General features: G+C 42.0%; 31 protein-coding genes and 3 pseudogenes. 24 read left to right on the forward strand and 10 right to left on the reverse strand.

Annotated elements, in window-relative coordinates; translation table 11 throughout:
- Nucleotides 1-45: 45 nt before the first annotated feature.
- Nucleotides 46-339 (reverse strand): type II toxin-antitoxin system RelE family toxin, encoded by a 294-nt coding sequence (locus OPS28_RS10550; protein WP_265609415.1) that lies wholly within the window; start codon nucleotides 337-339, stop codon nucleotides 46-48.
- Nucleotides 329-577, reverse strand: coding sequence for a type II toxin-antitoxin system Phd/YefM family antitoxin (locus OPS28_RS10555; RefSeq protein WP_265609416.1), 249 nt, complete (start codon nucleotides 575-577; stop codon nucleotides 329-331). Before OPS28_RS10555 ends, OPS28_RS10550 begins: the two co-directional genes overlap by 11 nt.
- Before the next feature lie 242 nt (nucleotides 578-819).
- Here OPS28_RS10555 and OPS28_RS10560 point away from each other — a divergent pair, with 242 nt between their 5' ends.
- From OPS28_RS10560 to OPS28_RS10575, 5 genes are all read left to right on the forward strand, one after another.
- A complete protein-coding gene (locus OPS28_RS10560; protein WP_265609417.1) occupies nucleotides 820-1,041 on the forward strand; it encodes an addiction module protein in 222 nt (73 codons plus the stop codon).
- Nucleotides 1,042-1,440: 399 nt separating this feature from the next.
- The gene (locus OPS28_RS10565; RefSeq protein WP_265609418.1) at nucleotides 1,441-1,815 is read left to right on the forward strand and encodes a hypothetical protein; all 375 of its coding nucleotides are present in this window, start codon (nucleotides 1,441-1,443) and stop codon (nucleotides 1,813-1,815) included.
- A 106-nt stretch (nucleotides 1,816-1,921) separates the two neighbouring features.
- Nucleotides 1,922-2,194 carry a BrnT family toxin gene (locus OPS28_RS17155; protein WP_442863983.1) on the forward strand — a complete coding sequence of 91 codons (273 nt, stop codon included), beginning with the start codon at nucleotides 1,922-1,924 and terminating at the stop codon, nucleotides 2,192-2,194.
- A complete protein-coding gene (locus OPS28_RS10570) occupies nucleotides 2,091-2,348 on the forward strand; it encodes a hypothetical protein (protein ID WP_265609419.1) in 258 nt (85 codons plus the stop codon). The genes OPS28_RS17155 and OPS28_RS10570 overlap by 104 nt, the downstream gene beginning before the upstream one ends.
- 190 nt (nucleotides 2,349-2,538) lie before the next feature.
- Nucleotides 2,539-2,877, forward strand: a complete 339-nt coding sequence (locus OPS28_RS10575; RefSeq protein WP_265609420.1) for a hypothetical protein — start codon at nucleotides 2,539-2,541, stop codon at nucleotides 2,875-2,877.
- 110 nt (nucleotides 2,878-2,987) lie between these two features.
- Here the strand turns inward: OPS28_RS10575 and OPS28_RS10580 are convergent, their stop codons facing one another.
- Together OPS28_RS10580 and OPS28_RS10585 are read right to left on the reverse strand one after the other, a co-directional pair.
- Entirely contained in the window at nucleotides 2,988-3,278 is a 291-nt protein-coding gene (locus OPS28_RS10580) for a type II toxin-antitoxin system RelE/ParE family toxin (RefSeq protein ID WP_265609421.1), read from the reverse strand.
- Nucleotides 3,271-3,492: a TA system antitoxin ParD family protein gene (locus OPS28_RS10585; protein WP_265609422.1), complete on the reverse strand. Its 222-nt coding sequence runs from the start codon at nucleotides 3,490-3,492 to the stop codon at nucleotides 3,271-3,273. Before OPS28_RS10585 ends, OPS28_RS10580 begins: the two co-directional genes overlap by 8 nt.
- A 151-nt stretch (nucleotides 3,493-3,643) precedes the next feature.
- On the opposite strand from OPS28_RS10585, the gene OPS28_RS10590 reads away from it, so the two are divergent.
- A complete protein-coding gene (locus OPS28_RS10590; protein ID WP_265609423.1) occupies nucleotides 3,644-3,991 on the forward strand; it encodes a hypothetical protein in 348 nt (115 codons plus the stop codon).
- A gap of 450 nt (nucleotides 3,992-4,441) precedes the next feature.
- Here the strand turns inward: OPS28_RS10590 and OPS28_RS10595 are convergent, their stop codons facing one another.
- A complete protein-coding gene (locus OPS28_RS10595; RefSeq protein ID WP_265609424.1) occupies nucleotides 4,442-4,954 on the reverse strand; it encodes a hypothetical protein in 513 nt (170 codons plus the stop codon).
- Between the two features lie 175 nt (nucleotides 4,955-5,129).
- Here OPS28_RS10595 and OPS28_RS10600 point away from each other — a divergent pair, with 175 nt between their 5' ends.
- The 15 genes and pseudogenes from OPS28_RS10600 (at nucleotide 5,130) to OPS28_RS10650 (ending at nucleotide 12,573) form a co-directional block, all read left to right on the forward strand.
- Nucleotides 5,130-6,182 carry a helix-turn-helix transcriptional regulator gene (locus OPS28_RS10600; protein ID WP_265609425.1) on the forward strand — a complete coding sequence of 351 codons (1,053 nt, stop codon included), beginning with the start codon at nucleotides 5,130-5,132 and terminating at the stop codon, nucleotides 6,180-6,182.
- Nucleotides 6,183-6,291: 109 nt separating this feature from the next.
- A pseudogene (locus tag OPS28_RS17160) lies at nucleotides 6,292-6,531 on the forward strand (transposase zinc-binding domain-containing protein); the annotation flags it as partial.
- Between the two features lie 12 nt (nucleotides 6,532-6,543).
- A pseudogene (locus tag OPS28_RS17165) lies at nucleotides 6,544-6,768 on the forward strand (transposase); the annotation flags it as partial.
- Nucleotides 6,716-6,844: a transposase gene (locus tag OPS28_RS17170; RefSeq protein ID WP_442863992.1), complete on the forward strand. Its 129-nt coding sequence runs from the start codon at nucleotides 6,716-6,718 to the stop codon at nucleotides 6,842-6,844. The pseudogene OPS28_RS17165 and the gene OPS28_RS17170, both read left to right, overlap by 53 nt.
- Nucleotides 6,831-7,016 carry a transposase gene (locus OPS28_RS17175; protein WP_442863984.1) on the forward strand — a complete coding sequence of 62 codons (186 nt, stop codon included), beginning with the start codon at nucleotides 6,831-6,833 and terminating at the stop codon, nucleotides 7,014-7,016. Before OPS28_RS17170 ends, OPS28_RS17175 begins: the two co-directional genes overlap by 14 nt.
- A gap of 496 nt (nucleotides 7,017-7,512) precedes the next feature.
- Nucleotides 7,513-7,998, forward strand: a complete 486-nt coding sequence (locus OPS28_RS10605; RefSeq protein WP_265609426.1) for a hypothetical protein — start codon at nucleotides 7,513-7,515, stop codon at nucleotides 7,996-7,998.
- Nucleotides 7,999-8,070: 72 nt separating this feature from the next.
- The gene (locus OPS28_RS10610) at nucleotides 8,071-8,442 is read left to right on the forward strand and encodes a hypothetical protein (protein ID WP_265609427.1); all 372 of its coding nucleotides are present in this window, start codon (nucleotides 8,071-8,073) and stop codon (nucleotides 8,440-8,442) included.
- A gap of 138 nt (nucleotides 8,443-8,580) precedes the next feature.
- Nucleotides 8,581-8,790, forward strand: coding sequence for a hypothetical protein (locus tag OPS28_RS10615; protein ID WP_265609428.1), 210 nt, complete (start codon nucleotides 8,581-8,583; stop codon nucleotides 8,788-8,790).
- A gap of 12 nt (nucleotides 8,791-8,802) precedes the next feature.
- Nucleotides 8,803-9,189: pseudogene (locus OPS28_RS10620) on the forward strand (LysE family translocator); the annotation flags it as partial.
- 122 nt (nucleotides 9,190-9,311) lie between these two features.
- Nucleotides 9,312-9,671, forward strand: a complete 360-nt coding sequence (locus OPS28_RS10625) for a hypothetical protein (RefSeq protein WP_265609429.1) — start codon at nucleotides 9,312-9,314, stop codon at nucleotides 9,669-9,671.
- A gap of 132 nt (nucleotides 9,672-9,803) precedes the next feature.
- Nucleotides 9,804-10,124 (forward strand): hypothetical protein, encoded by a 321-nt coding sequence (locus OPS28_RS10630; RefSeq protein ID WP_265609430.1) that lies wholly within the window; start codon nucleotides 9,804-9,806, stop codon nucleotides 10,122-10,124.
- Between the two features lie 120 nt (nucleotides 10,125-10,244).
- On the forward strand, nucleotides 10,245-10,436 hold the full coding sequence (locus tag OPS28_RS10635) for a hypothetical protein (RefSeq protein ID WP_265609431.1): 192 nt from the start codon (nucleotides 10,245-10,247) through the stop codon (nucleotides 10,434-10,436).
- A gap of 324 nt (nucleotides 10,437-10,760) precedes the next feature.
- Complete coding sequence (locus tag OPS28_RS10640) at nucleotides 10,761-11,189, forward strand: hypothetical protein (RefSeq protein WP_265609432.1); 429 nt, start codon at nucleotides 10,761-10,763, stop codon at nucleotides 11,187-11,189.
- 416 nt (nucleotides 11,190-11,605) lie between these two features.
- Nucleotides 11,606-11,764, forward strand: coding sequence for a hypothetical protein (locus OPS28_RS10645; protein ID WP_265609433.1), 159 nt, complete (start codon nucleotides 11,606-11,608; stop codon nucleotides 11,762-11,764).
- 386 nt (nucleotides 11,765-12,150) lie between these two features.
- Nucleotides 12,151-12,573 (forward strand): hypothetical protein, encoded by a 423-nt coding sequence (locus tag OPS28_RS10650; protein ID WP_265609434.1) that lies wholly within the window; start codon nucleotides 12,151-12,153, stop codon nucleotides 12,571-12,573.
- A 199-nt stretch (nucleotides 12,574-12,772) separates the two neighbouring features.
- Here the strand turns inward: OPS28_RS10650 and OPS28_RS10655 are convergent, their stop codons facing one another.
- Nucleotides 12,773-13,534 (reverse strand): hypothetical protein, encoded by a 762-nt coding sequence (locus OPS28_RS10655; protein ID WP_265609435.1) that lies wholly within the window; start codon nucleotides 13,532-13,534, stop codon nucleotides 12,773-12,775.
- A gap of 81 nt (nucleotides 13,535-13,615) precedes the next feature.
- Entirely contained in the window at nucleotides 13,616-14,341 is a 726-nt protein-coding gene (locus tag OPS28_RS10660) for a sensor histidine kinase (protein ID WP_265609436.1), read from the reverse strand.
- Between the two features lie 228 nt (nucleotides 14,342-14,569).
- Between OPS28_RS10660 and cysB the strand changes: the two genes are divergently transcribed.
- Nucleotides 14,570-15,544 carry an HTH-type transcriptional regulator CysB gene (cysB, locus tag OPS28_RS10665; protein WP_265609437.1) on the forward strand — a complete coding sequence of 325 codons (975 nt, stop codon included), beginning with the start codon at nucleotides 14,570-14,572 and terminating at the stop codon, nucleotides 15,542-15,544.
- A 26-nt stretch (nucleotides 15,545-15,570) separates the two neighbouring features.
- Here cysB and OPS28_RS10670 read toward each other — a convergent pair whose 3' ends face one another.
- The 3 genes from OPS28_RS10670 to pabB all read right to left on the reverse strand — a co-directional run bounded on the left by OPS28_RS10670 (nucleotide 15,571) and on the right by pabB (nucleotide 19,046).
- Nucleotides 15,571-16,941 carry an L-serine ammonia-lyase gene (locus OPS28_RS10670; RefSeq protein ID WP_265609438.1) on the reverse strand — a complete coding sequence of 457 codons (1,371 nt, stop codon included), beginning with the start codon at nucleotides 16,939-16,941 and terminating at the stop codon, nucleotides 15,571-15,573.
- Between the two features lie 118 nt (nucleotides 16,942-17,059).
- Entirely contained in the window at nucleotides 17,060-17,641 is a 582-nt protein-coding gene (locus OPS28_RS10675; protein WP_265609439.1) for a CoA pyrophosphatase, read from the reverse strand.
- Nucleotides 17,634-19,046: an aminodeoxychorismate synthase component I gene (gene pabB, locus OPS28_RS10680; protein WP_265609440.1), complete on the reverse strand. Its 1,413-nt coding sequence runs from the start codon at nucleotides 19,044-19,046 to the stop codon at nucleotides 17,634-17,636. The genes OPS28_RS10675 and pabB overlap by 8 nt, the downstream gene beginning before the upstream one ends.
- Nucleotides 19,047-19,333: 287 nt before the next feature.
- Between pabB and OPS28_RS10685 the strand changes: the two genes are divergently transcribed.
- Together OPS28_RS10685 and rmuC are read left to right on the forward strand one after the other, a co-directional pair.
- Nucleotides 19,334-20,863: a fumarate hydratase gene (locus tag OPS28_RS10685; RefSeq protein ID WP_265609441.1), complete on the forward strand. Its 1,530-nt coding sequence runs from the start codon at nucleotides 19,334-19,336 to the stop codon at nucleotides 20,861-20,863.
- A gap of 32 nt (nucleotides 20,864-20,895) precedes the next feature.
- Nucleotides 20,896-22,377 (forward strand): DNA recombination protein RmuC, encoded by a 1,482-nt coding sequence (rmuC, locus tag OPS28_RS10690; protein ID WP_265609442.1) that lies wholly within the window; start codon nucleotides 20,896-20,898, stop codon nucleotides 22,375-22,377.
- Nucleotides 22,378-22,448: the final 71 nt, after the last annotated feature.

Below are 22,448 nucleotides of genomic sequence, written 5' to 3' on the forward strand. Positions count from 1 at the left end.
ATGCGGGGGCTAGCACTTTCACAGGGAGTCATTTTGTCTAAACCCTTATTCAGCATCAAGTCTCTTTAATGCTTTTTTGTAAGCCTCATTTCTCTCACGTTTTCCAACTGCGAGCACTGTAACCACAACTACGTCATCTAACACCTGGTATACCAACCTATATCCTGATTGACGTAATTTTATTTTGTAAACATTGTCGGCATCTAACACTCTATCTGGCGCTACGTGTGGTGTTTTTAATCTTTCTGCTAACTTCTTTTTCAGTTGCTGCTGCAAAGTGCAACCTAGTTTGTTCCATTCTTTTAAGGCGCTTTTCTTAAACGTTAATTTATAGGTCATCCAAACTCACCGAAACGCTTTCTTCACCTTGCCTTTCTTTAACAAGTTGTAGTAGTTCCAGATCTTCTAAACGGTCCATCATTTTTTCGTAAATCTCAGCCGGGACGCAATAGAATGCGGGTTCATTTCGATTTAATATAGCAACAGGGTCGCCATATGCACTGCGCGCAACTTTCATAGGATTTGCTTTTAGTTCAGTAATACTTGCTGCAACTTCTGCCAAAACTCTCGCCGCCATAACGGTCTCCTAAAAGGTCTTTAATTAGGTCATTCTAGGCTATCGTTGTTGGTTTAACAAGCGCGTAAACTCGCTCACTACGTTCGCTGGGACAAAAATTCGTAGGCTCCCTGCGCTTCGCTTGGTATTGTAGCCTACGTATTGTTGCCCGTTATGCGGGCGTTAGCCACCTAAAGTATTTTTACACTTCTCTAAACCGGTTTTAGTGTTATTATTTGGGTTAAGCTGTCAGAAGGTGCAATATGTCAGATGCATTGAAAATCATGCTTGAAAATATCGAGCAACTTAGTACAAAGGAAAAGGATTTAGCGGCTCATTGCCTTCTTACGGCATTAAATTCGAAGTCTGAAGACAATGTAGACTCTGACTGGTTGAAACTAGCAGAATCACGTAGCTCAGACCTTGAAAGTGGAAAAGTTAATGGTCTTAGTTGGGAAGAATTAAGAAGCAATATTTTTGGCTAATGCTTCCACTTACTTTTCACCCAGACGTTCAAATAGAAATTAAATACTCTTTTGAAAGGTATCAGGAGCAGTCTAAGGGATTGGGTTACGAGTTCATTAATGAGCTAGAAGAGTCATTTGAATCAATTCAGTCACTCCCTTCTGCTTGGCCTAAGAGGGGCAATTTCATCGCCGTTTTGTATTAAGCCGCTTTCCTTTCTCTGTTATATATAAATTCAAGGTGGCGAAACACTTCAAGTTGTTCAGTTATGCACAATCATAGGAAGCCCGGCTACTGGCTAGAACGTGGCTAACAAAGCGCTATTTTTGTTCCCTTCGGTCACTGGGACGCAAAGACGGGGGGCTGCTTCGCATTTAGCCCACGTGCCTGCGTCCCAAAGCTAGGTGTTATGAGTCTTTATGAATAAAGCTATATGTTTGATAGTAGCCATAATTTTTTTAGCATCTTGCACAGATGCTAAAGTGGGGGAGCGTGATAATGGTCTTGAATGGTTGCTAAAGGCAAATCCAGAAATTGATGCGAAAAAAGCGATTCGTTCTGGAGATACGAGGTTTATAGGTGTGATGGGTATGCTTTTGAAGGTGGTGCCTAGAATAGATAAAAATTGTGATCCTGGGAGAAATGTCAGGTACATAAATATTGATGATGTTATCAATAGCTATGAAGAGCGTAAATTACAAGCTATCGCACCAGTATACGCAGAAGCGTACAACCATTACATGTTGCAGTATGGTAGGGAAAATAATGTGCAAGTCTGTAAGTATAACTCATAACAAATCAATGTTGTTCGGCGCTATCGCGTCCGAACTCGCTAATGTTCGCCGCAAATTGAAGTGTTATGCCTTTTGACACATCTCGCGATGTACATACAGTGTGCATATGATTAAATTCGAGTGCCATTTAGCAAAAGCTAATTCCAACATCAAAAAACATGGTATCAGTTTTGAAGAAGCAAGATCTGTTTTCTATGACGAATTTGCTTGCCTATTTTATGATGATAGCCATACCCAACTGGAAGAAGACCGTTTCTTGATGCTTGGGACTAGTAATGAATCAAGGTTACTACTGTGTCATTGCGAAAGAAATGATAGAAATTTTATCCGTATTATTTCAGCTAGTAAGGCTACTAAACTTGAAAAACGGCATTACTGAGGTGATTGATATGAAAGATCAATATGATTTATCAAAAATGAAATCACGGAAGAACCCTTATTTCTCAAAACTTAAAAAGCCTGTCACAATGAGGTTAAGCGAGGATGTCATTGAATATTTTAAAGGTATGTCCGAAGAAAACGGGGTGCCATAGCAAAGTTTAATCAACTTGTATCTTCGAGATTGTGTTGCACAACACAGAAAAATTGATATTTCGTGGCATGCGGGGACATAACAAGCGAATAATCGCGTGCCCGCTAGGGACGGGCTCTGGGATAAAAACACAATGCCGCTTCGCGATTATAGCATTGTATTTTTGTCCGATATTTGGAAGTTAGGTGCAAATGCGAAAGATCCAACATTTTATGTCTGAACATCCGATGGTTATTTTAGTTTTCGGCTTCCTAGTGATCACTCTTTTGGCTGTAATTTTTCAATATTCTTTAATCACTGGTTTTGTAGTTGGTTCAACTGAAGGTAAGGTGTATTCAATATCTGAAAAGCCATTAGGTGGTAACAATCGTAGTGCACACAAAGTAGACTTTGCTAAGGTAAAGCTTAAATCAGGCAAGTTTGTTCAAGTCCAATGTATAAGCTATTGTCGCCTAGACCAAAAGCTCAACATTACCATCTACAAGCGTCTTTGGGGCAATAAACTTAGGAATGTTTATGAGCGCACCTAACAAGCAAGTAATGGCGGGTGCGCAGGCGCACACTAGGACAAAAATACAATACCCCTTCGCGATTATAGCATTGTATTTTTGCCCTTTAGCTTAAAGTTATACGCAATTGATCAGAATAACTTTTTAAGATCACGGTAAAAATTCTCATGCGAACCAAGCGCTATTAATTCAAGGATTACAGTTCCATCCTCGTAACTGTACCCGAGTAAAGTTAACTGCTTGACCATCTTGAATTTGTAGACGCGAAGAAATGACAAGTCACCTTTTTTCTGCTCGCCCTGCAGCGGCTCTTCCATCAGTGCTTTTACCGCCTTATCCAGATCTTTTTTCTGATTCTGGTGTAGCTTCTTAACAGCTTTCTTGAAATTAGCTGTCTGTAAAACAGTGATAATATTAGCCAAAATCGTATGGTTCCAATTTCCCCGCCTCTTTTTCAGCTTTAGAAATTATTGCCTGTTTTACAAATGCGTAAGGCAAATCTGGATTATCTTCCATCATTTCGCCTATTTTCGCCCAGTGCTCAATTTGTTTAGGCATGGTGCGATTCAGCGCTTTACCCATAATAGTAGCTTTCTCAACTAGATCTTGGCTTAGTCTTACGCTCGCTGTTGCCATTATATATCTCCTACTAAACAGTCAATATATTGTAGCGATGCGCTACGAATGTGGCAAATTGCGTAAAGTAAATCGCTATAAGCTAAATACTAGATGAAAAAAAAAGTTTGCTTTTCTCTCCATTCTTTTCGTTTCCTTATTGCTATCTACAATGTTTAAGGTGTTAGAAAGTACGGAATATCACGTGGTTACAGGCGCGCCAGCGCTAATGATTTTCTGTTTAATTTTTCTCGAGTATTTAGTGGAATTAGATGAGGAGCTGGCCGGTGGTTGCTCTAATCCAAATGATTCAAAAAATATTGCTCTGCTATTAGTCCGTGAGCTTGCGCTAAAATTTATTGCGCTGTTACTTGGTCTTTGGGTGGTACTAAAATTTCAGGGTCAGAGTAAATTGTCTTTTAAAAGTACTCTGTTCCTGAAATACGCCCACAAATGGGCTGCGACCGTAACACGGTGGCGGCTTCGTTATTCTCGCCACCGTGTTACTGCCCGTTATTGAGAAGTTATGTGTCAAGGAAGCAGCAATGAAGAGTCATAAATTTGAGCTATTTGCAGACTACTTTCAGGGATACCTGATGGACGTTGAAGCAGAGGACGATGCTTCAGAAATCTGGACGGAAGAAGCACTAACTTAAAGCTTGGAACTCCTCCGAATACTTTCGCGGTTGGTACATTTCGGAACGTGGATTTATCTTTTGAAGTAGAAATCTACGGAAGTGAGCCTGAGGTAAATCCCGAAGAATGGAATCACGCTTCAAAAGGGCATTTCAGTAGTAAATCTGGTCGTTGTACCGTTTTTAGGTGCTCCAGACTTCGCACCCAGGAGGGCTAAAATTTTATTGATAGTCAGCGGGTCTTCAAAATAAGCAATAAGCTGCTATTGAGCTGATAGCCAAGTTTGAGTTACAAAAATGAGATAGCCCGTCGAAAGACGGGCCCTGTCATATTGTTATTGGTCACTGCAAGATTGCTTTTTACGTCTCCATGGCTCAATCGGTTGGACAAAGTAACGCCACCAAACATAACGCCATGGGATCAAAACAATCAACACACCAATTCCGATTAACGATGCCTTTGCGTTGACGATAGCCGGAATTTCTTGGCCTGCCAGCCAGGGTGGCAGAGCGACAACTGACAGCCAGACCAATTTCCATGCAATTTCATAAAGCATAATAGGTAAAAACGCTAAAGGACGAAAAACGCCTCCAATAGCCATTACAGCAAGCGTGGCAAGCATCGAATGCCCGAGACCTCTCCATTGCGTCCATTCAGACGCCCCCTCTAAAATATAATTTAATTGCTTTGAGCCCAGCACTATCACCATTGCAGCAAAGATTATTCGAAGGCCCCAAGTTTCCCATAACGCCACTGGTGGCGCGGCCGCTTTTATTGATGCATATTCATTCTTATGATCTTTTCCTGTTTTAATATCATGGTTTTTAATGTCAGATTGACTTTGCATATCCGTACCTCACTTTATAAATGTCAGCTCAAGACTGCCATGTATAAAGGCTTCCGGCGCATCGAATTTGAAAATCGATGCACGAAATAGATATGAAATGCAAAAATTATCGAAAATGAATTGAATTAACGTAAAATAAACGCGGAAAAAGAGAAAGAAAAAAATGGAATTGAGTGTGGACCACCTGAAAATCGCACAACTACTTATTGTGTTACTAAGCCTGTCGTTAGCATTTTTTCATCTTCGACTGCGACAATCCCACGTTTTGCATCTCGCTTATGCTGTTTTTTGTGGGTCTTCGGCGATGTATATTGCAGGTAAAATGACTGCCGACTTTTGGTCGCCCTATCATCATCTTATCGGCACACTGGGTTTTGCCACCTGCAGCGGCTACTGGCTTTTTGCCCGTGCATTTTTCCGAAAAGCGAACTCTATCAATCGCCACCACCTCTTATTCGTCGGCTTACTTGGTGCTTGCCTGATATTGCGCCACCTTATAATGTTTTCCGAAAAAATGTGGCTTACAAACACAAACTGGCTACCTGTTCTTACTACCGTTTTATCCGAAGCAATTGCGCTGCTATCGTCAGGTATGCTCATTCTTGCATTTTGGGAAGGCTATCGAGGGTTACAAAACGCGACTGCAATAAAGCGTAAAATGATCACGATTTACCTGTCCTCATTCGTAACTGCGGTTTTCAGTGTTATGTTGATCGCCGCAGCTCTTCCAAAAGAAGTGTTAGCCGGTACTGGTCGAGACTGGCTTGTTGTATTTGCTTACTTGTTAGTACTAACCAGCACTCATGGGCTGATTCGATATCGTCAACAACACATTGACGAAAAAGAACAAAAATTGGACGTGTCAGTTCAGGAAGAAACGAAACTCGCTCAGCAAATAAAAACGTTGTTGGTTGAAGAAAAGGGCTTTTTGGAATCAAACTTACGCGTCGCCGATATTGCCCGCGAGTTAGATGTTCCCGAATACCGTATTCGCACTGTTATGCTCAACCAATTCAATGCTAAAAATTTTAATCACTACATCAACCAAATGCGGGTTGAACATGCAAAAAACTTATTGAGTGCGCCTGATAAACAAGAATGGCCTGTACTTGTTGTCGGGATTGAAAGTGGCTTTGCATCTGCCGCCCCCTTTACACGGGCGTTTAAAGAGTTTGCGGGTTGCACCCCAGGACAATATCGCAAGCAGCAGTTGGCAACGCAGGGCTGAACAAACCACAGCAGATCATACTATCAGCCTTCTTGATCGCTATCGCTAGCTTACCGCTAGTTACGCTCAGCTTGGCTTTCACTGTTCGAGTTGAGACCAGCATTGGCCACGGTGCCAAGGATTAAAAACTCAACAATGGGTGGAACAGCAACAGGCACAAGTGCTGCCGGTCCGCTACTTTCATATAGTATTCGCGTTGCCGCATGATCTGAATGTGGTGAGTCGATATGCTGCCAATTCTTTGTATAAAGCGCTGTTTGGTGCAGTCTGGCAAACACTTAGCAAATTCACATCTACCCGCAGCCATGCCCGAGGCCAACTGGGGATGACATCGGTCTTCCACACTTAGGGGCAAAAACAGGCTCAGCATATTCACCTGCATTGCTTAGTACCTGGTGGTGTATTAGACGCAACGGGAAAATGGTGCCCGATGAGAGGGCAGTATCCGGTAAAGGCGCTTTCGAAGATGTTTCGTGCCAAAACGATGGTTAAATTACGCGCTGGTAAAGTGGCTGTTTCCACAAGCCGAAACGTTGACGTTCGAGTCATGGTGCGTGTACTGCAAGCCTTGTATTACAAAGCCTGAGGTGTTGATAAACTATTTATCACGCTACACGCACAAAAAAAATTCTGCATGGATTTCGGTTAGTGGATATTGCTGATGACACTGATGAGTTCACCTACAAAGATTTCCGGCAACCGACCAAGCAGAAAGCCAAGCGATTAATCTGGATTGAGTTTATTTGCCGATACCTCTGTAATATTTTACCGAAAGGTTTTATGCGCGTTAGGCACTTTGGATATCTGGCTTACCGTTGCCGCAGAAAAAACTGATGCATATGAAAAACTGTGCCAGCGCTCCAAAACCTTGAAACGAGAGGGCACAATGAATCGCCTAGCCATTGGCTTTGCCGTAAATGCCATAAAGGAGAGCTGAAGCTGAATTCCCTTGCTCTTCCAGACCTCTTATGGGAAAACGAGACAAGGCGCTATGGGCTGGCTAAGAAACTAGTCAGTCGCATAGGTTTTACAGCGCTGGGTCCGCCCCAGAGAAACAAACTCGGCCTCAATAAAGGATGAAGGAAAAATTGATGAGTTCAAGCATCAAACTAACAATTTAAAAAGGGTGGAAATATGGACAAAGACGTCAACACTTACCAAAACAGTAATGAGCTTGAACACGTCGCCACTTCCCAAATAATACAAGTTCTATTAGCATCATCTATACCGATTTAACGGACCGTGTTGAAGCACGCTCCAGCGAGGTATTTAACTGGTATTTAAAATCATGCCGTTAAAATACTTAGATGTTATGTTTTAAGGAGAGAATGTGGCAAATAGCAAATTAGTTGGCGGGGCAGGTGAGCATTACATTGCATATGTGCTCTCATGCTTTAACTACATCTGCGCTCTAGTCCGTGAAGGTTCCCCCACAATTGATCTTCTCGCATCTAACATTGACGGTAGTAGAACCTTAAGCATTCAAGTTAAAACAAGTAAGTCCGCACGCAGAAAGCGTGGGCGAGGCGATAAAAAAGATTGGCACCATCTAGAATTCACATTAGGTAAAAAAGCTATTGAGCACTCGGGGGAGAACGTTGTATTTTGCTTTGTTGATTTAAAAGGTTTAGATCCTTCAAAAATGCCAGATGTGTACGTAATCCCGTCACTGGTCATCAAAGATCATTATGCAAGTAGAGACCTTAAAAAAATAAAGTGGCTAAGACTCCACTGGAGCATTGAGAAAATGGAGCCATTTAAAAACAATTGGGAACCAGTACATGCAATACTACGGGATTCAGCTAAAGAAACATAACAAACGCATTTTCGGCTGGTTTTCCTCTGCGCTGCAAACCAGCGAAAAATGCGGGCGTTCAAGGAGCAAAAATTGAAACTATCTCTTTTATTCACAATGTTACCGCTGTTAGCATCGTCATATGCTATGGCATGCTCAGAAGTATCTGAGTTCGAAAATCATACTGTTGGAAACCCAGTCTTAAAGATTAACCCTAAGTATCCGAACTCTTTATCTAGTTCAATGCCCTCCGGTTGCGCAATAGTTGAATACCGGCTGACAGAAAAGCCATCTAGTAATTCGAAAGCACTTATCCCAACAGACATAGTTATTATTGAGTCGTCACAAGATGCATTTGGATTGGAATTACAAAAGGCTGTAGGAAAGTGGTTATTTTTTACAAAGGCTCACCCTGATTATCAAAACCTCAAGTTTATTGCTAAGTTTGATTTCGTTGTAGAATGATGAACACTAACAAACGTTTCAAGTCGTACCCGCGGGCGCGGGTGCGGGCGCAAAAATACAGCGTTGCTTCGCGATTGTAGCGCTGCGTTTTTGCCCTTTATTTAAAAGTATACTCTTTAAAGGAAAAGGATAATTCAAATGATTTCAATAGAGTTTTTAGTCACTTCTCTTGTTGTTGTCCTGATTCCAGGTACAGGTGTTCTATATACAATTGCAACAGGGCTTTTTATTGGCAAAAGAGCTAGTGTTGTTGCTGCATTGGGCTGTACGCTAGGGATTCTGCCTGCTCTATTAGCGAGCACATTAGGGTTGGTAGCTCTGTTTCACACTAGCGCAATCGCTTTTTAGGTCGTTAAATACTTTGGCGTAGCCTATTTACTTTATTTAGCGTGGCAAATGTGGACGTCTTCTTCATCGCTCGCAGTAGGTAGTAAAGAAAAAAACAGCCGTTACAAAAATATTGCTATTAAAGGTTTCTTGTTAAACATCTTAAACCCTAAGTTATCTATATTCTTCCTTGCCTTTTTACCCCAATTTATTCCGCAACATTCAGCGAACGCGCTTACGCATATGCTTGTTTTGGGTTTCATATTTATGCTTATGACTTTTATTGTGTATGGCTTCTTATCAGGTAGCTTCAATAAAATCATAATTAAATCAGAAAGAGCTACGGTAGCAATTCAAAAATTGTTTGCGGCCAGTTTCGCCGGTCTTGGAATAAAGTTGGCATTAAGCGAACGGGTATAAAAAAGTTTAAGTCCGTCCGCATCGCAGGGTGAGACGCAAACATGTGGTTGACTCGCTTCGAGCGGATTTTAGTCCCCATGTCTTCGCCCCTTATTTAGCAGTTAGCAGTCAAAAGGAATTTTATGCTTTATTTGTTTTTAGGAAATGCAGTTGTAGGCTTGTTTATTCTTCTTAGCATACCCATGCAAGATAAGCTTTCTAATGGCCAATATATATTTCTCATCGCCTTTTCTCTCCTCTTAGATTTTCTACCAACCTTGGGCTATTTTCTTGGCAGACGTTTATCAAATAATGCGAAAATTCATTGGGAAACTTTGCTTTTCTTAGGTGCTGTTGTGGGTTTGATTTCGCAAGTTATATTACCTGAGCTAGGCTTTGGCATATCCGAAGAAAGTTCACTCTGGTACGTTTCAGCCATTTTGTTTTTTGCAGTCGCTTTCGTGTCACCCAATTTCGAAAAATGGCGGGTTAAATCGGCATGACAGATAACAATCCAATAAACTCGTTCACTACCTTTGCTGGAACGCATACACGCAGGGCGGCGTCGCCATTACGCCCTACGTACCTGTGCCCGTTATCGAAAAGTTATAATTTTATTAAATCATGGAGCGCTTATGAAAAAGATAATTTTATGTTTGTTCTTTGTTTCAGTAACTATGGGCGGAATTGCTGTGGAATATACTCCAAGCAGTAAAATTGAACGGCTATTATTTACTGAAACGGGAGATGTGTATGTGAAAATGGAACAAAATACTACAACATGCACTTGGGGCTTTTATATTTCCCCTGAAAGCGCAGGTTATCAAAATGTGTCCTCAGCATTGCTAGCTGCTTACCACAGTAAATCAGAAATAATTCTATATGCAGATGAAACTGTATTGTGGTCAGGCTCAAAAAATCCCACGTGTAGAATCTATAGTGTTGATCACCGTTAGTTATACAAGGGCTTCAAGAACGGACGCAAAACGCTTGGCGGCGTTCGATGCTCGCAATTTTCGCCAAGTGTTTATATGCTGCCTATGCGCGTGTTATGCGCTAGAACAATAAGAAAACTTATGTCATCTAGATACATTTTAATATTTTTAAGCATTTTCGTTTTTTTAACTTCGTTATTAGCGGTTGATGCCAGCGACTTGCGTGAAAAAAGGGTTGAGCTTAAAAATTTAAAGATAAATTATCAATTCTTAGATTACACATCTATTGAAAAAGAGCCTGAGATAACTGAGCTTGTTTTTTCAGCTTTCTAATACAACCCTTGTTGTTATATGTATATTAGCTACACTTCCTATTGATGGCTTTTTGGGGCGCTGAAAAAATCACCCAGTGTAACGTGGTTAAAAGCAAAACATCGCGTAGAATTAAGTTTGCGATCCAGTCCTTGTTTTTACAGTAGTCTAAATGATTTTAATACTACTTTTATAAACTAAATGATTAGGATGGTTTTAACAGTGACTTACAATAAAATGCTCAAACTACTCCCTTCGGTCGGGAGGACACAAATACATGGGAACCCTCGCTCCGCTCAGGGTTTTAGCCCGCATGTTTGCCCTTATATTTAGAAGTTACACGTCATGAATACTTTAATAGCTAAACGCTTCGTAGCTCTCGGCGCTGTGCTTTTTTTACTCGGACTGTTCACTGGCTTCGGCATACCGGAATTCACAAACCCACGAATGGCCCTCGCCAGTCATCTTGAGGGCGTTATGAATGGCACTTTTTTGATTGCGCTCGGCGCCGCTTGGGGATACGTGAACCTCTCTCCGAAACTAGAATCGGCCGCATTCTGGCTTCTAATCTACGGCAGCTTCGCAAATTGGGCCTTCGTTACCCTTGCTGCAATTTTCGGAGCAAGCGAAATGACGCCCATCGCAGGCACAGGTTTTTCTGCATCACCAATGCAGGAGCAGATGGTTAGCCTTGGACTGATATCTGTCGGGCTAACAATGCTCGCCAGTATAGCCATTATTGTTTTTGGTTTGTTTAAAGGAAACGACGCATAACATGCGCTTAAAGTCGCTTACGCGAATGTCATTAGCTACGAGTATAAATGGAACGTAATCTGATTATCTTGTCAGAAAAAATATGGATGATGCTGTTCGCGTTTACTTAAAACTAGGCTTCACTTAAATTGACGATACACCTCACTACGCTAGGTGGTTTTTCGCTTATTCCGTGTCAAATATTTGGGCAATAGCTGCCATGCTTTTAGGCTCAAATGTGAATAACCTAATAGGCAATATTGGCCATGTTAACAAACGAAAAAATTAATTCACCTGCTGGCGCTAGCATGTGCGCGGCCTTGCTACGCTCGGGATTTTAGCCCCCATGGATACATCACTTAGCTAGGTATGTGGTAGGGGAGTAGAGGGAACGAACCAATAAGGCTCGGACTTTACCGAAAAGCCTTGGAGAGTTTATGAAAGAGCAAGCTCATGGTAAATCGGCTTCTGCAAACGTAACTTTTTATTTTCCATATTTTGAAAAAAAATATAACGGTCACGGCGTTCTAGGTTATTCACGCTTGATAGACGGAAAATATGCAAAACCAGTAAAATTGAGCAATAAGATTAATTAAGGGAAATACATTGCGCATATTTTTGTATTGCGCCAGATAAGTCCTATTTAATGTGGGATGTTGAACGAGAGAACGGGCAGGGGGATGAGCAGGGAACAAGCAGATATCTATATCAGTTTTAGGCTCAAAAATGGTTCTTGATCCCCCTCAATGAATATGAGCTCAATAATAAATTCTGAACTTCAGCAAAGATCTCCACATGTTACACCTGATGGAAAATATCTCTTTTATATGGGGGTGATTGGAAGACCCATGAAGACGGAAGTCGCAATAGGGTAGGGCAAAGGTACTGGGTAAGTGCGCAAGTTATCAAAAATATCAGGCCGAAGTAATAGCCACTACTTTGCTAAAATTTATCTAACAATGAATTATGGGAAAGGCATTATATGGCCAAGATCCAACTAGGATTTTTTTGCCTGATACTTCTTTTTACATCGAGCGCTTTGGAGGCTAATCAAGATGAAGTCCAACCTCAGCGAGGCGTCAGTATAGAGAGTAGAGAAGTTTGCAACGCAGGCGCGACAAAGTGCCAACTAGTAGGCTCTGCGGGTCCCTGGTTACTATCAATTTTCGAAACGTCTGTCGAGGCATGCGAGGGTGCGGGTAATACTAGCGATACAGTTCACAAATGGCTTGAGAGTAACTTATGGTTGATAGATGAAGTTAAAAAGATGACCCCCGAGTATAGTCAGCTGATTAAAATACAAAAGAATTTTTGGAATGTTCCTCGTGCGTATTTAGATAATCAGTGTTTTAGAGTATCGAAGGCCGTTGAAGAAGCGAGTCCATTGAACCATGGTATGCGGTAAATGCCATTTGACAAGCCAGCGGAAAATCATACGCTGGGGACTAATCCACATAAACGGTCGCCTTTGCGGCTGCTTGGGCATTATTACCTTCCGCTAGCCAGCCAATTGTGGGCTGGCATTAGGTAACACGTGTTGATCAGCTCGCGGCACAAAGCAGCCTTTCAGTTTTTGACGAGTACCATCGTTTGAAAGTTTTTTATTACCACTTTTTCTTAGGGGCAAAAAGTTCGTCTAGCTCGTCTCTTTCTTCTTCTTTTTTACGAGCTCGGTCTTCTGCATTCGTATTTTTCAAATTAGCTTGAATTTCGTGCAACCATTCTCTCAGCGTTTGTAGTCGCGACTTCACATAATCATCAGGGTGGGTCTGTGCATCAAGCGCCGCTATCGCTTTTTCGAAATATTGCCGGGCCGAACCTAACATGCCCGAATTCATCGCAGTTCTGCCGCGCCGGGTTAACGTTTCGACATTCACTTTTAATTGCAGGCGCTCAAGGTTTTTATCTTCTTCAATAAAGGTTTTAGTATCGACTCTTCCTTTACTATGTTCTGAACGCAGCATAATTCTTAACTTTTTTACTCCCTGAATGTATTGAATAATCATCTTGTCATTATCAGGCAGCGAAAAATCATTGACTGGCAAACTCTCAGTATTTTCTAACGCAGTGGCACGGCTTTCCGCATCGGAAATGCGCTGTTTAATGTCTGCAGTAGATTGTCTAGTATTACGGATTACTTTTAGAGCGCTGACAATCCGATTCTGCAAAATCTGCAAAATGCGGGGAGATATCGGCATATTACTTGCCGCCATCATTACATTCTCTGTTTCATCTATAATTGCTTTTTGTTTAACAACCTCTGCACGCTCTTCTGCCTCAAGTTTCGCACGATGCTGTTGAAACGCATTTATAAAAATCGCGGCGACAATCAACACTACGATTAAAATTATTATTATGGTAAACATGAAACGTTACGCTCACTTTATTTTGTCGCTTACCTCATTTCGGACCGCGACAGTTTTCATTACTAATTATGTCGGCAGAGTTTACGGTAAATTTACTACAAATACACTACCGCCTAAGTCTCCACCATTTGACAGGGCTATTGTCCCGCAGTTTTTTCCGCGGGTATGCGCCGCTGCTATCAATCTTGCAAAGAACAACCCCAGCCCCGTTCTACCTTGGCTAACGTGGAAGTCTGATAGTTCGGTATTGCTGTTTATTAGCATTTCTTCCGGATAGCCTGGCCCATCATCTTCTACACTAATGACCAAATGTGAGTTTTCTACTTTTGCGCTCAGTCGAATTCGAGATGTGCCGTATCGTAATGCATTTACTACGACATCATTGATAAGCATGTAAATCAAATCACCATCCAGATACCACCTTAGCTCGCTGTCCACGTTGACATCAATGCTTACTTTGCGCTGGTTTGAATAAAGTGCATTAGAACCGGTAACATCTTCAAACAAGTCTGCAATAAAATGTTCGTCTACAGTGGTTGGTAGAGTCTCAAGTTGAGCGCGATAAAGAGAAAGCATTTGAACAAGATTCATATTTAGTCTGGATGCCTCATAATGTACATTGGCAACCTGACAGTGTGCTTCGTCGAGTTCTTTTGGGATAGAATCAGATAAATTTTCAATCGACTGTATTAATAAACACAGAGAATTTTTCATATCGTGAACTGCCGCCGCTAGCACGGAAGAAAAGTCGATGTTAGAGTTGGCGTTAAAGTCGTCCATCTGAACAGATTCAATTGATTTAATCATTAGTACTAATCCTTTTATACGCTACTTAAATTTAAATTGATATAAAAAATACATTCAGAAAGTTATGCAAATGAATGATTACGTAGCGGTTTTGAGTGCGTTAGTTTATAGGTTAAAGCTACTAATATTTATTACCAAATCGTAAAGTTTTATAGCATTCATGGTGAGTTTTCGATATAACGTTACCATTAACCCAGTGAAATTCCAGTAGGTAGCGGATACCCTGATATGAAATTACAACAGCTGCGCTATATCGTTGAGGTACTCAATAACAACCTGAATGTTTCAGCCACCGCAGAGAGCCTGTACACCTCACAACCTGGTATTAGCAAACAGGTTCGAATGCTGGAAGATGAATTGGGTGTACAGATTTTCGGCCGTAGCGGTAAACATCTTACTCATGTTACAGTCGCCGGACAGGATGTAATTAATATTTCACGTGAAATTCTGGCTAAAGTAGAAAGTATTAAGGCGGTAGCCCGCGAACATACTTTGCCTGATCAAGGTAAACTTAATATAGCGACTACTCATACGCAAGCTCGCTATGCGTTACCGGATGTCATTCAGGGCTTTATGCATAAATATGCAAAAGTTTCTTTGCATATGCATCAAGGCACTCCCTCACAAATTTCAGATCTGGCGGCCAAAGGTGAAGCTGATTTTGCGATAGCAACCGAAGCGTTACATCTTTATAACGACTTAGTAATGCTTCCATGTTACCACTGGAACCGAAGTGTTATCGTCAACAAAAATCATCCACTTTCTAAGAAAGAGTCAATCGGTATAAGTGATATTGCCAAGTATCCCCTAGTGACATATGTATTTGGATTTACAGGTCGTAGTGAGCTCGACCAGGCATTTGAACGTGCTGGATTAACACCGAAAATTGTGTTTACCGCTACCGATGCTGACGTTATCAAAACATATGTCCGGTTAGGCGTTGGGATTGGCGTAATTGCTTCAATGGCGGTGAATGAAGAGTTAGACGCGGATTTGGTGAAAATTGATGCCAGCCATTTATTCGATTACAGTACAACCAAAATTGGCTTTCGAAAAGGCTCGTTTTTAAGAAGTTATATGTATGATTTTATTGAACGTTTCGCGCCGCATTTAACGAAGGATAAGGTCGAGAAAGCAATGATGCTAAAAAATAACGATGAAGTTGAAAAGATGTTTAAAGGCGTAACGTTGCCAGTTAAATAGTGGGCAGCATTCGCTGCCCATTCAGGTTAACATTCAATAATATTTACCGCTAAACCGCCACGTGCGGTTTCTTTGTATTTAGTTTTCATGTCGTTACCCGTATCTCGCATGGTTTTAATAACCTTGTCCAGCGAAACTTTGTGTTCACCACTGCCGCGTAATGCTAGCCGTGACGCATTAATTGCTTTGATAGCACCCATGGCGTTACGCTCGATGCAGGGAACTTGAACCAAGCCACCCACGGGGTCACAGGTTAGTCCTAAGTTATGCTCCATGCCAATTTCGGCTGCATTTTCAACAGCCGATATAGAGCCGCCCATAATTTCAGCCAGTGCTCCAGCCGCCATTGAACAAGCCACGCCAACTTCTCCCTGACATCCCACTTCTGCGCCCGATATTGACGCGTTTTCTTTATAAAGAATGCCAATTGCACCAGCAGTAAGTAAAAAACGGCTAGCGGTTTCCGCATCTAAGGGACGCACGAATTTGTCATAATATTGCATCACCGCAGGAATGATGCCTGCAGCGCCATTGGTGGGGGCCGTCACTACACGACCGCCGGCGGCATTTTCTTCGTTTACCGCTAATGCAAATAAATTAACCCAATCCATAGTTTGCATAGGATCGTTTGAGCGTTCATTTTGTAAACGACGATAGAGCCCAGGCGCACGTCTTACTACCTTCAGACCACCGGGAAGGATGCCTTCATTTTCGATACCACGATCAATACAGGCTTTCATTACCTGCCAGATGTCGAAAAGCATAGATCGGACTTCTGAAGCAGGGCGGTGAACCGCTTCATTTCTCATCATTAACGAACTAATACACAATCCGTGTTCTTTACACATGGCGAGCAGTTCGTTAGCGCTTTTAAAAGGGAAGGGCACTTTGGCTTGTTGCGAAAGTGCGTTGTCCTTCACTTCTTCAAATTCTTCGTCTTTAATAATGAAACCGCCGCCAATACTGTAGTACGTCTGTTGGCGAAGAATTTCCTCGCCTTTATTAGCAAAGAAAGTAAGTGCATTAGCATGGCGAGGTAGTGATTTACGACGATGAAAAACAATTGCGTTTTTGTTTGGAAAAGCAACCTCGTGCTCACCATTGAGCATAAGTTTTTGGGTATCCTGAATTTGTTCAAGACGAGAATCTATAGAATCCACATCGACAGATTCAGGTAATTCACCTAATAATCCAAGTATAACTGCTTTACCCGTGCCGTGACCTTTACCGGTTTGCCCTAACGAGCCGTAAAGTTCAACTTTTATCGCTGTCACCTGGTGGAGCAAGCCATCATCTTTAAGTGTGGCGGCAAATTCAGCTCCTGCCCGCATCGGGCCGACAGTATGCGAGCTAGAAGGGCCGATCCCGATACTGAACATATCGAAAATACTAATCATAGGGTCAGAGTCCGTTTATCATTTTATACGATCATGCATGTAGTCAATTCTAACTACAACACACTAAGGGAAATGAAGCCTAATAGGCAGGCTTATCATTGTAAACTTAACTTGATACTTAGTCATTTTCAGCTAACAAATGAAACGATAAATTTCTCAATAAAGCGGCCGTGGCACCCCAAATCATATGTTTATTCCACGGAATAAAGTAGATTGGGAAAGTTTGACCATGCCGATGAGTATGGTGGGTTAAATGATTAGCGCGGTTCATTAAATACGAGAGAGGTACTTCAAATGCGCTCGCAACTTCGTTTTTATCCAACGACAGCTCGCAATCGGGTTTCACTATGCCGATAACGGGTTTTATAGTGTAGCCGCTAATCGTCCGGTAATTCGGTAACGCACCCATGATTTGTACATGTTCTGGTGGCAAGCCAATCTCTTCTTCGGCTTCCCTTAAAGCGGTCCCGACAGGGAAGGTATCTTCAGCTTCAGCACCTCCACCAGGAAAAGAAATCTGGCCGGCATGGTGTCGCAAATGGTGCGCTCGTTCAGTCAATAGTACTTTTAATTCGGTTTTGTAATCAATTAAAGGTACAAGAACAGCGGCGGGGCGCCCCGAATAAGCTAAGGGGTAGTCCAGTTCAGAACGAACCCGTTCAATATGATGAAAACGACGGATAAACTCCGTTTTATTCATTTCGTTGCCCTAATACAGGTAAAATTCGCGATACTTTATCCAGCGTTTCCTGGTATTCCTCATCAGCTATTGAGTCTAATACGATGCCGCCCCCAGCCCAACAGTAGATGTAATTATTTTCAGTAAGCAATGTGCGGATAAGAATGCTCGAGTCCATATCGCCACGAAGGCCCATATAAAGTATGCTGCCACAGTAAACATGACGGCGATGGGGTTCCAACTCATCAATAATTTCCATGGCTCTTATTTTAGGTGCTCCTGTTATAGAGCCACCTGGAAAAGCCCCAGCTATTAAATCCCATGCTGTACTGTCCGGCTTAAGCTTGCCTTTAACTGTACTAACAAGATGGTGAACAGCGGCGTAACTTTCAAGGGCAAAAAGGGAAGGCACATTTACAGAATTTGGTTGGCAATGTTTGCTGAGGTCATTACGCAATAAATCTACGATCATTAAGTTTTCAGCACGATCTTTCTCGGAATTCAAAAGGGCATTGCTACTGTCTTTATCTTTTACCGGATCTGCATACCTCGGCCGGGTTCCTTTAATGGGCTTAGTTTCGACTTCATCTTGATCAACGGAAATAAAACGCTCCGGCGAAATACTTAAAATACTGTTATGGGGGAGACGCATAAATACTGAAAAAGGCGCTTTATTTTGCTGCTTAAGTTTTAAGTACGCGTCCCATTCGCTACCTTCATACGCTGCGTTGAAACGCTGAGCCATATTGACTTGATAACAGTCGCCCGCTTTCAAATAATCTGATATTGAATGAAGTGCTTCGGTGTATTCCGATTTCGATAAGTTCGCCTGCCAACGAGAGCGTAAGGTGAATGATCGCTTAGTATTTTTGCCATTAAGCCACTGTTGTACGTTTATTGGGGGAAGGGTGGATAGGCGACATTCAAATATTTCTCCTGTTACACTATCCTCAATCAGCGAGTGTTCATAAATTCCGATAGCCATATCAGGGCAGGAAAGTTCATTTTTTGCGTTTGAGGGCAATTGTTCATAATACCTGCCAAGATCATAACTACATAAGCCTGCTGCACCGATGATAAAAGGTAAGATTTCGGATAGTTCTTTACTGTCACCATCCTCAATTAAGTATTCTTTACAACGCTTTTTCATCAGGTCGCTTACTACCTGAAGTGGCTTATCGTTTACAAAGGTACGTTCGCCTGAATGAGGCTCAATAACGAAAGTGTTCCCTTTTTCTGCGAGTACCACAAGTGAAGGGGCCCATACGGCTATATTGAACCGTGCATTACTCTCACGGCTGCCGGCCGAATCAAATAACACGGAATACGGCGCGTCTTCTACATAGTCAAACAGAGCGTGAAGATCTACCGAAGAGGGTCGTTTAAGAGCGTTTATAATGACTTTAGCTGGAGATTTATCAGACATATCAAAATGAAAAAGCAGACTCGTTTTAGTTTTTTAGATTAATACGCTTGAAGTATAGTTCGATAAAATATCGTTGCCTTCAGTAGTTAATTACTTGGTGAGCGTAGTTAAGTTGCGCTAGTATACGCTTTTTTGTAACGCCAAGACTATAATAAAACCGTTTATCCATTTTCACATTGTCACTTTCCTTCAATAAAATGTGGAATCTGAAAAAGCAAAATCCAAATTATAAAAATGGCTTTTTCTTTTAAATGGTTAATCAGGCATTGAAAACAGATGAGGAAGCCATGACCGTAATTCGTCAACAAGACTTTATTGACAGCATCGAAGACGCCCTTCAATTTATATCTTACTATCATCCTCTCGATTATGTGAAAGCTGTCGAACAGGCTTATTTGAAAGAAAAAAGCCAGGCGGCAAAAGATGCGATGGCGCAAATTTTAATTAATTCCCGCATGTCAGCAGAAGGTAAACGCCCGCTATGTCAGGATACTGGAATTGTGACTTGCTTTGTAAAAGTGGGGATGGCAGTTCAGTGGGATAAGCATGACATGACGGTTCAGGAAATGGTCGATGAAGGTACTCGCCGTGCCTATTTGAACTCAGATAATCCACTGCGCGCATCAATCGTTGCGGATCCGGCGGGCGCAAGAAAAAACACTAAAGATAACACGCCAGCGGTGGTACATATTGATATGGTTGCCGGAGATAAAATTGAGGTGATGATAGCGGCGAAAGGCGGGGGCTCTGAAAATAAATCTAAGATGGTTATGTTAAACCCAAGTGATGACATCGCCGACTGGGTTGTCAAAACGCTTCCCACCATGGGTGCTGGCTGGTGCCCTCCTGGCATGTTAGGACTGGGTATTGGCGGTACTGCAGAAAAGGCTGCGGTTCTAGCAAAAGAAAGTTTGATGGACCCAGTAGATATTCAGGAACTTATTGAGCGTGGGCCGCAGACCACAGACGAAAAACTTCGACTAGAAATATTTGAACGGGTTAATAAATTGGGCATTGGGGCGCAGGGTCTGGGCGGCTTAACTACCGTTGTTGATGTGAAAATTAAATCAGTACCTACTCATGCAGCATCTAAACCAGTGGCAATGATCCCTAATTGCGCCGCCACCCGTCACGCGCATTTCTTCTTAGATGGCAGTGGCCCTGCGGAACTTAATCCTCCTAAATTGGAAGAATGGCCAGATGTAACCTGGGAAGTAGGAGAAAATACGCGGCGCGTAAATATGGATAATTTAACCAAAGCAGATATACAGGAATGGAAAGTAGGTGAAACTGTTCTTCTTTCTGGGAAAATGCTGACTGGGCGTGATGCTGCACACAAACGCATTCAAACGATGTTAGAAAATGGTGAAGGTTTACCTGAGGGAGTGGACTTAACTAACCGGTTTATCTATTACGTGGGGCCGGTCGATGCGGTTGGCAGTGAAGTCGTAGGTCCTGCGGGTCCGACTACCGCCACCCGGATGGATAAGTTTACCGATATGATGCTTGACCAAACAGGGCTAATCGGCATGATCGGGAAAGCAGAACGCGGCCCGGCAACAGTGAAATCTATCGCGCAACATAAAGCGGTCTATCTTATGGCAGTAGGTGGCGCAGCTTATCTTGTCTCAAAAGCGATAAAGAAAGCACGCGTGGTCGCATTTGAAGATTTAGGTATGGAAGCCATCTATGAGTTTGAAGTAGAAGATATGCCTGTAACAGTGGCTGTTGATAGTACGGGGGCAAATGCTCACGAGACGGGGCCAGCGATATGGAAAGCCAATATCGAGTCTTTAGACGCAGAATTATCTAAATAATAATCAGGGAGCCTGCAGGCTCCCGATTTTCGATGGAATACCTTGCTGTGATGTATCTGGAAACAATACCCGCACTTGCCCTTGTTACTGCGGCGATTATTTTAAGTTTTATTTTCGGCTGGTTACTCGGTCAAAGAAAGCAAAGTAAAGCCACCCAGAATGCATTAGCAGAAAATGCGATTCTTCAGCACCAACTTTCACAATCTCAGGCCGAATCCTCCCACGTCATCCATAAGCTTGAAGATGAATTAAATGCGCACCGCGAACAAATCTACCACTCACGAACACGAATGGGTGAGTTAATCGCCAAAGCAGAACAACTGGAACAAACGCAAGAGCGTTTATCCCGATTGCAACATGAGTTAGATGAAAGCAAACGTGAAAACGCAGAGCTCAATGGTCGCTACGAAGCGAAAGCTGCACGCCTCACAGAGATCGAAAAAGCGCATGTAGAAAAGTTACAGGTTATGGAACAAGCTGAGCATCGTTTGCAAACGCAGTTCGAGAATTTAGCCAATAAAATTTTCGAACAAAAAAGTCAGAATTTTAGTCAACTTAATGCATCTGGCTTAACCGCAATCCTTACGCCTTTAAGAGAACAAATAGATGGATTTAAAAAACAGGTAAGCGACCAATACATTCGCGAGGGGCAAGAGCGAGCGTCACTTAAAACGGAAATTCATACACTAAAAGAACTTAACCAGAGAATTACAGAAGAGGCGGCGGCACTCACTCAAGCACTAAAGGGCGATAATAAAAAGCAAGGTAACTGGGGGGAAGTTGTTCTTGAGCGTATTCTAACCGAGTCGGGTTTACGGCAAGGACATGAATTTGATATTCAAGTCAGCGCTAGAAATGAGGCGGGAAAACTACAACAACCCGACGTAGTAGTGCATTTACCCAACAACAAGGATGTTATCATTGATTCAAAGGTCAGTTTGTCTGCTTATGAGCGTTTTTATAACGCTACTGATGAAATAGACAGAAAACGGTTGCTTACTGAACACGTTAATTCTATACGCGGTCATATTAAAGGATTAGGCGCAAAAGATTACCAACACATTCAGAGTTTAAAAACATTAGATTATGTATTAATGTTTATCCCGATAGAACCTGCCTTCCTGCTAGCTATTGAAGAAGAACCTAACCTTGTTAACCTAGCTCTCTCTCACAATATCATGCTGGTTAGCCCTACCAACCTTTTAGTCGCTTTACGCACTATTAATAATATTTGGCAGTACGAATATCAGAATCAAAATGCGCAAAAAATAGCGCAACATGCGACTAAACTTTACGATAAATTTGTAGGTTTTATCGGTGATATGGAAAAAATAGGTAAATCATTAGAAACGACCCAAAAGCATTATGAAGGAGCATTCAATAAATTAAGTCAGGGTAGGGGGAACATGGTTCGACAAATTGAACATTTCCGCCTTTTAGGTGTTCAATCGTCTAAGCGACTGGCGAATGAGCTCGTCGCCGACGAACTTGATAGCGAAGCCGATAAATTGTAATAGTTTGTGTTTTTTATTGAATTTTCTAACTGATAATTCAAGCTTAAAGAAACATCTTTTCGAGTTGCCTT

It is taken from the genome of Alteromonas sp. ASW11-130, assembly GCF_026183735.1.
Lineage (GTDB): Bacteria > Pseudomonadota > Gammaproteobacteria > Enterobacterales > Alteromonadaceae > Alteromonas.

Coding starts and splice junctions, on each gene's coding strand:
- OPS28_RS10660 (WP_265609436.1), bottom strand. CDS start 14,341: ATGATTAAATCAATTGAATCTGTTCAGATGGACGACTTTAACGCCAAC.
- OPS28_RS10675 (WP_265609439.1), bottom strand. CDS start 17,641: ATGAATAAAACGGAGTTTATCCGTCGTTTTCATCATATTGAACGGGTT.
- OPS28_RS10650 (WP_265609434.1), top strand. CDS start 12,151: ATGGCCAAGATCCAACTAGGATTTTTTTGCCTGATACTTCTTTTTACA.
- OPS28_RS10565 (WP_265609418.1), top strand. CDS start 1,441: ATGAATAAAGCTATATGTTTGATAGTAGCCATAATTTTTTTAGCATCT.
- OPS28_RS10635 (WP_265609431.1), top strand. CDS start 10,245: ATGTCATCTAGATACATTTTAATATTTTTAAGCATTTTCGTTTTTTTA.
- OPS28_RS10570 (WP_265609419.1), top strand. CDS start 2,091: ATGAATCAAGGTTACTACTGTGTCATTGCGAAAGAAATGATAGAAATT.
- cysB (WP_265609437.1), top strand. CDS start 14,570: ATGAAATTACAACAGCTGCGCTATATCGTTGAGGTACTCAATAACAAC.
- OPS28_RS10640 (WP_265609432.1), top strand. CDS start 10,761: ATGAATACTTTAATAGCTAAACGCTTCGTAGCTCTCGGCGCTGTGCTT.
- OPS28_RS10595 (WP_265609424.1), bottom strand. CDS start 4,954: ATGCAAAGTCAATCTGACATTAAAAACCATGATATTAAAACAGGAAAA.
- OPS28_RS10560 (WP_265609417.1), top strand. CDS start 820: ATGTCAGATGCATTGAAAATCATGCTTGAAAATATCGAGCAACTTAGT.
- OPS28_RS10550 (WP_265609415.1), bottom strand. CDS start 339: ATGACCTATAAATTAACGTTTAAGAAAAGCGCCTTAAAAGAATGGAAC.
- OPS28_RS10685 (WP_265609441.1), top strand. CDS start 19,334: ATGACCGTAATTCGTCAACAAGACTTTATTGACAGCATCGAAGACGCC.
- OPS28_RS10590 (WP_265609423.1), top strand. CDS start 3,644: ATGTTTAAGGTGTTAGAAAGTACGGAATATCACGTGGTTACAGGCGCG.
- OPS28_RS10655 (WP_265609435.1), bottom strand. CDS start 13,534: ATGTTTACCATAATAATAATTTTAATCGTAGTGTTGATTGTCGCCGCG.
- OPS28_RS10670 (WP_265609438.1), bottom strand. CDS start 16,941: ATGATTAGTATTTTCGATATGTTCAGTATCGGGATCGGCCCTTCTAGC.
- OPS28_RS10615 (WP_265609428.1), top strand. CDS start 8,581: ATGATTTCAATAGAGTTTTTAGTCACTTCTCTTGTTGTTGTCCTGATT.
- OPS28_RS17155 (WP_442863983.1), top strand. CDS start 1,922: ATGATTAAATTCGAGTGCCATTTAGCAAAAGCTAATTCCAACATCAAA.
- rmuC (WP_265609442.1), top strand. CDS start 20,896: ATGGAATACCTTGCTGTGATGTATCTGGAAACAATACCCGCACTTGCC.
- OPS28_RS10625 (WP_265609429.1), top strand. CDS start 9,312: ATGCTTTATTTGTTTTTAGGAAATGCAGTTGTAGGCTTGTTTATTCTT.
- OPS28_RS10630 (WP_265609430.1), top strand. CDS start 9,804: ATGAAAAAGATAATTTTATGTTTGTTCTTTGTTTCAGTAACTATGGGC.
- OPS28_RS10645 (WP_265609433.1), top strand. CDS start 11,606: ATGAAAGAGCAAGCTCATGGTAAATCGGCTTCTGCAAACGTAACTTTT.
- OPS28_RS10585 (WP_265609422.1), bottom strand. CDS start 3,492: ATGGCAACAGCGAGCGTAAGACTAAGCCAAGATCTAGTTGAGAAAGCT.
- OPS28_RS10555 (WP_265609416.1), bottom strand. CDS start 577: ATGGCGGCGAGAGTTTTGGCAGAAGTTGCAGCAAGTATTACTGAACTA.
- pabB (WP_265609440.1), bottom strand. CDS start 19,046: ATGTCTGATAAATCTCCAGCTAAAGTCATTATAAACGCTCTTAAACGA.
- OPS28_RS10575 (WP_265609420.1), top strand. CDS start 2,539: ATGCGAAAGATCCAACATTTTATGTCTGAACATCCGATGGTTATTTTA.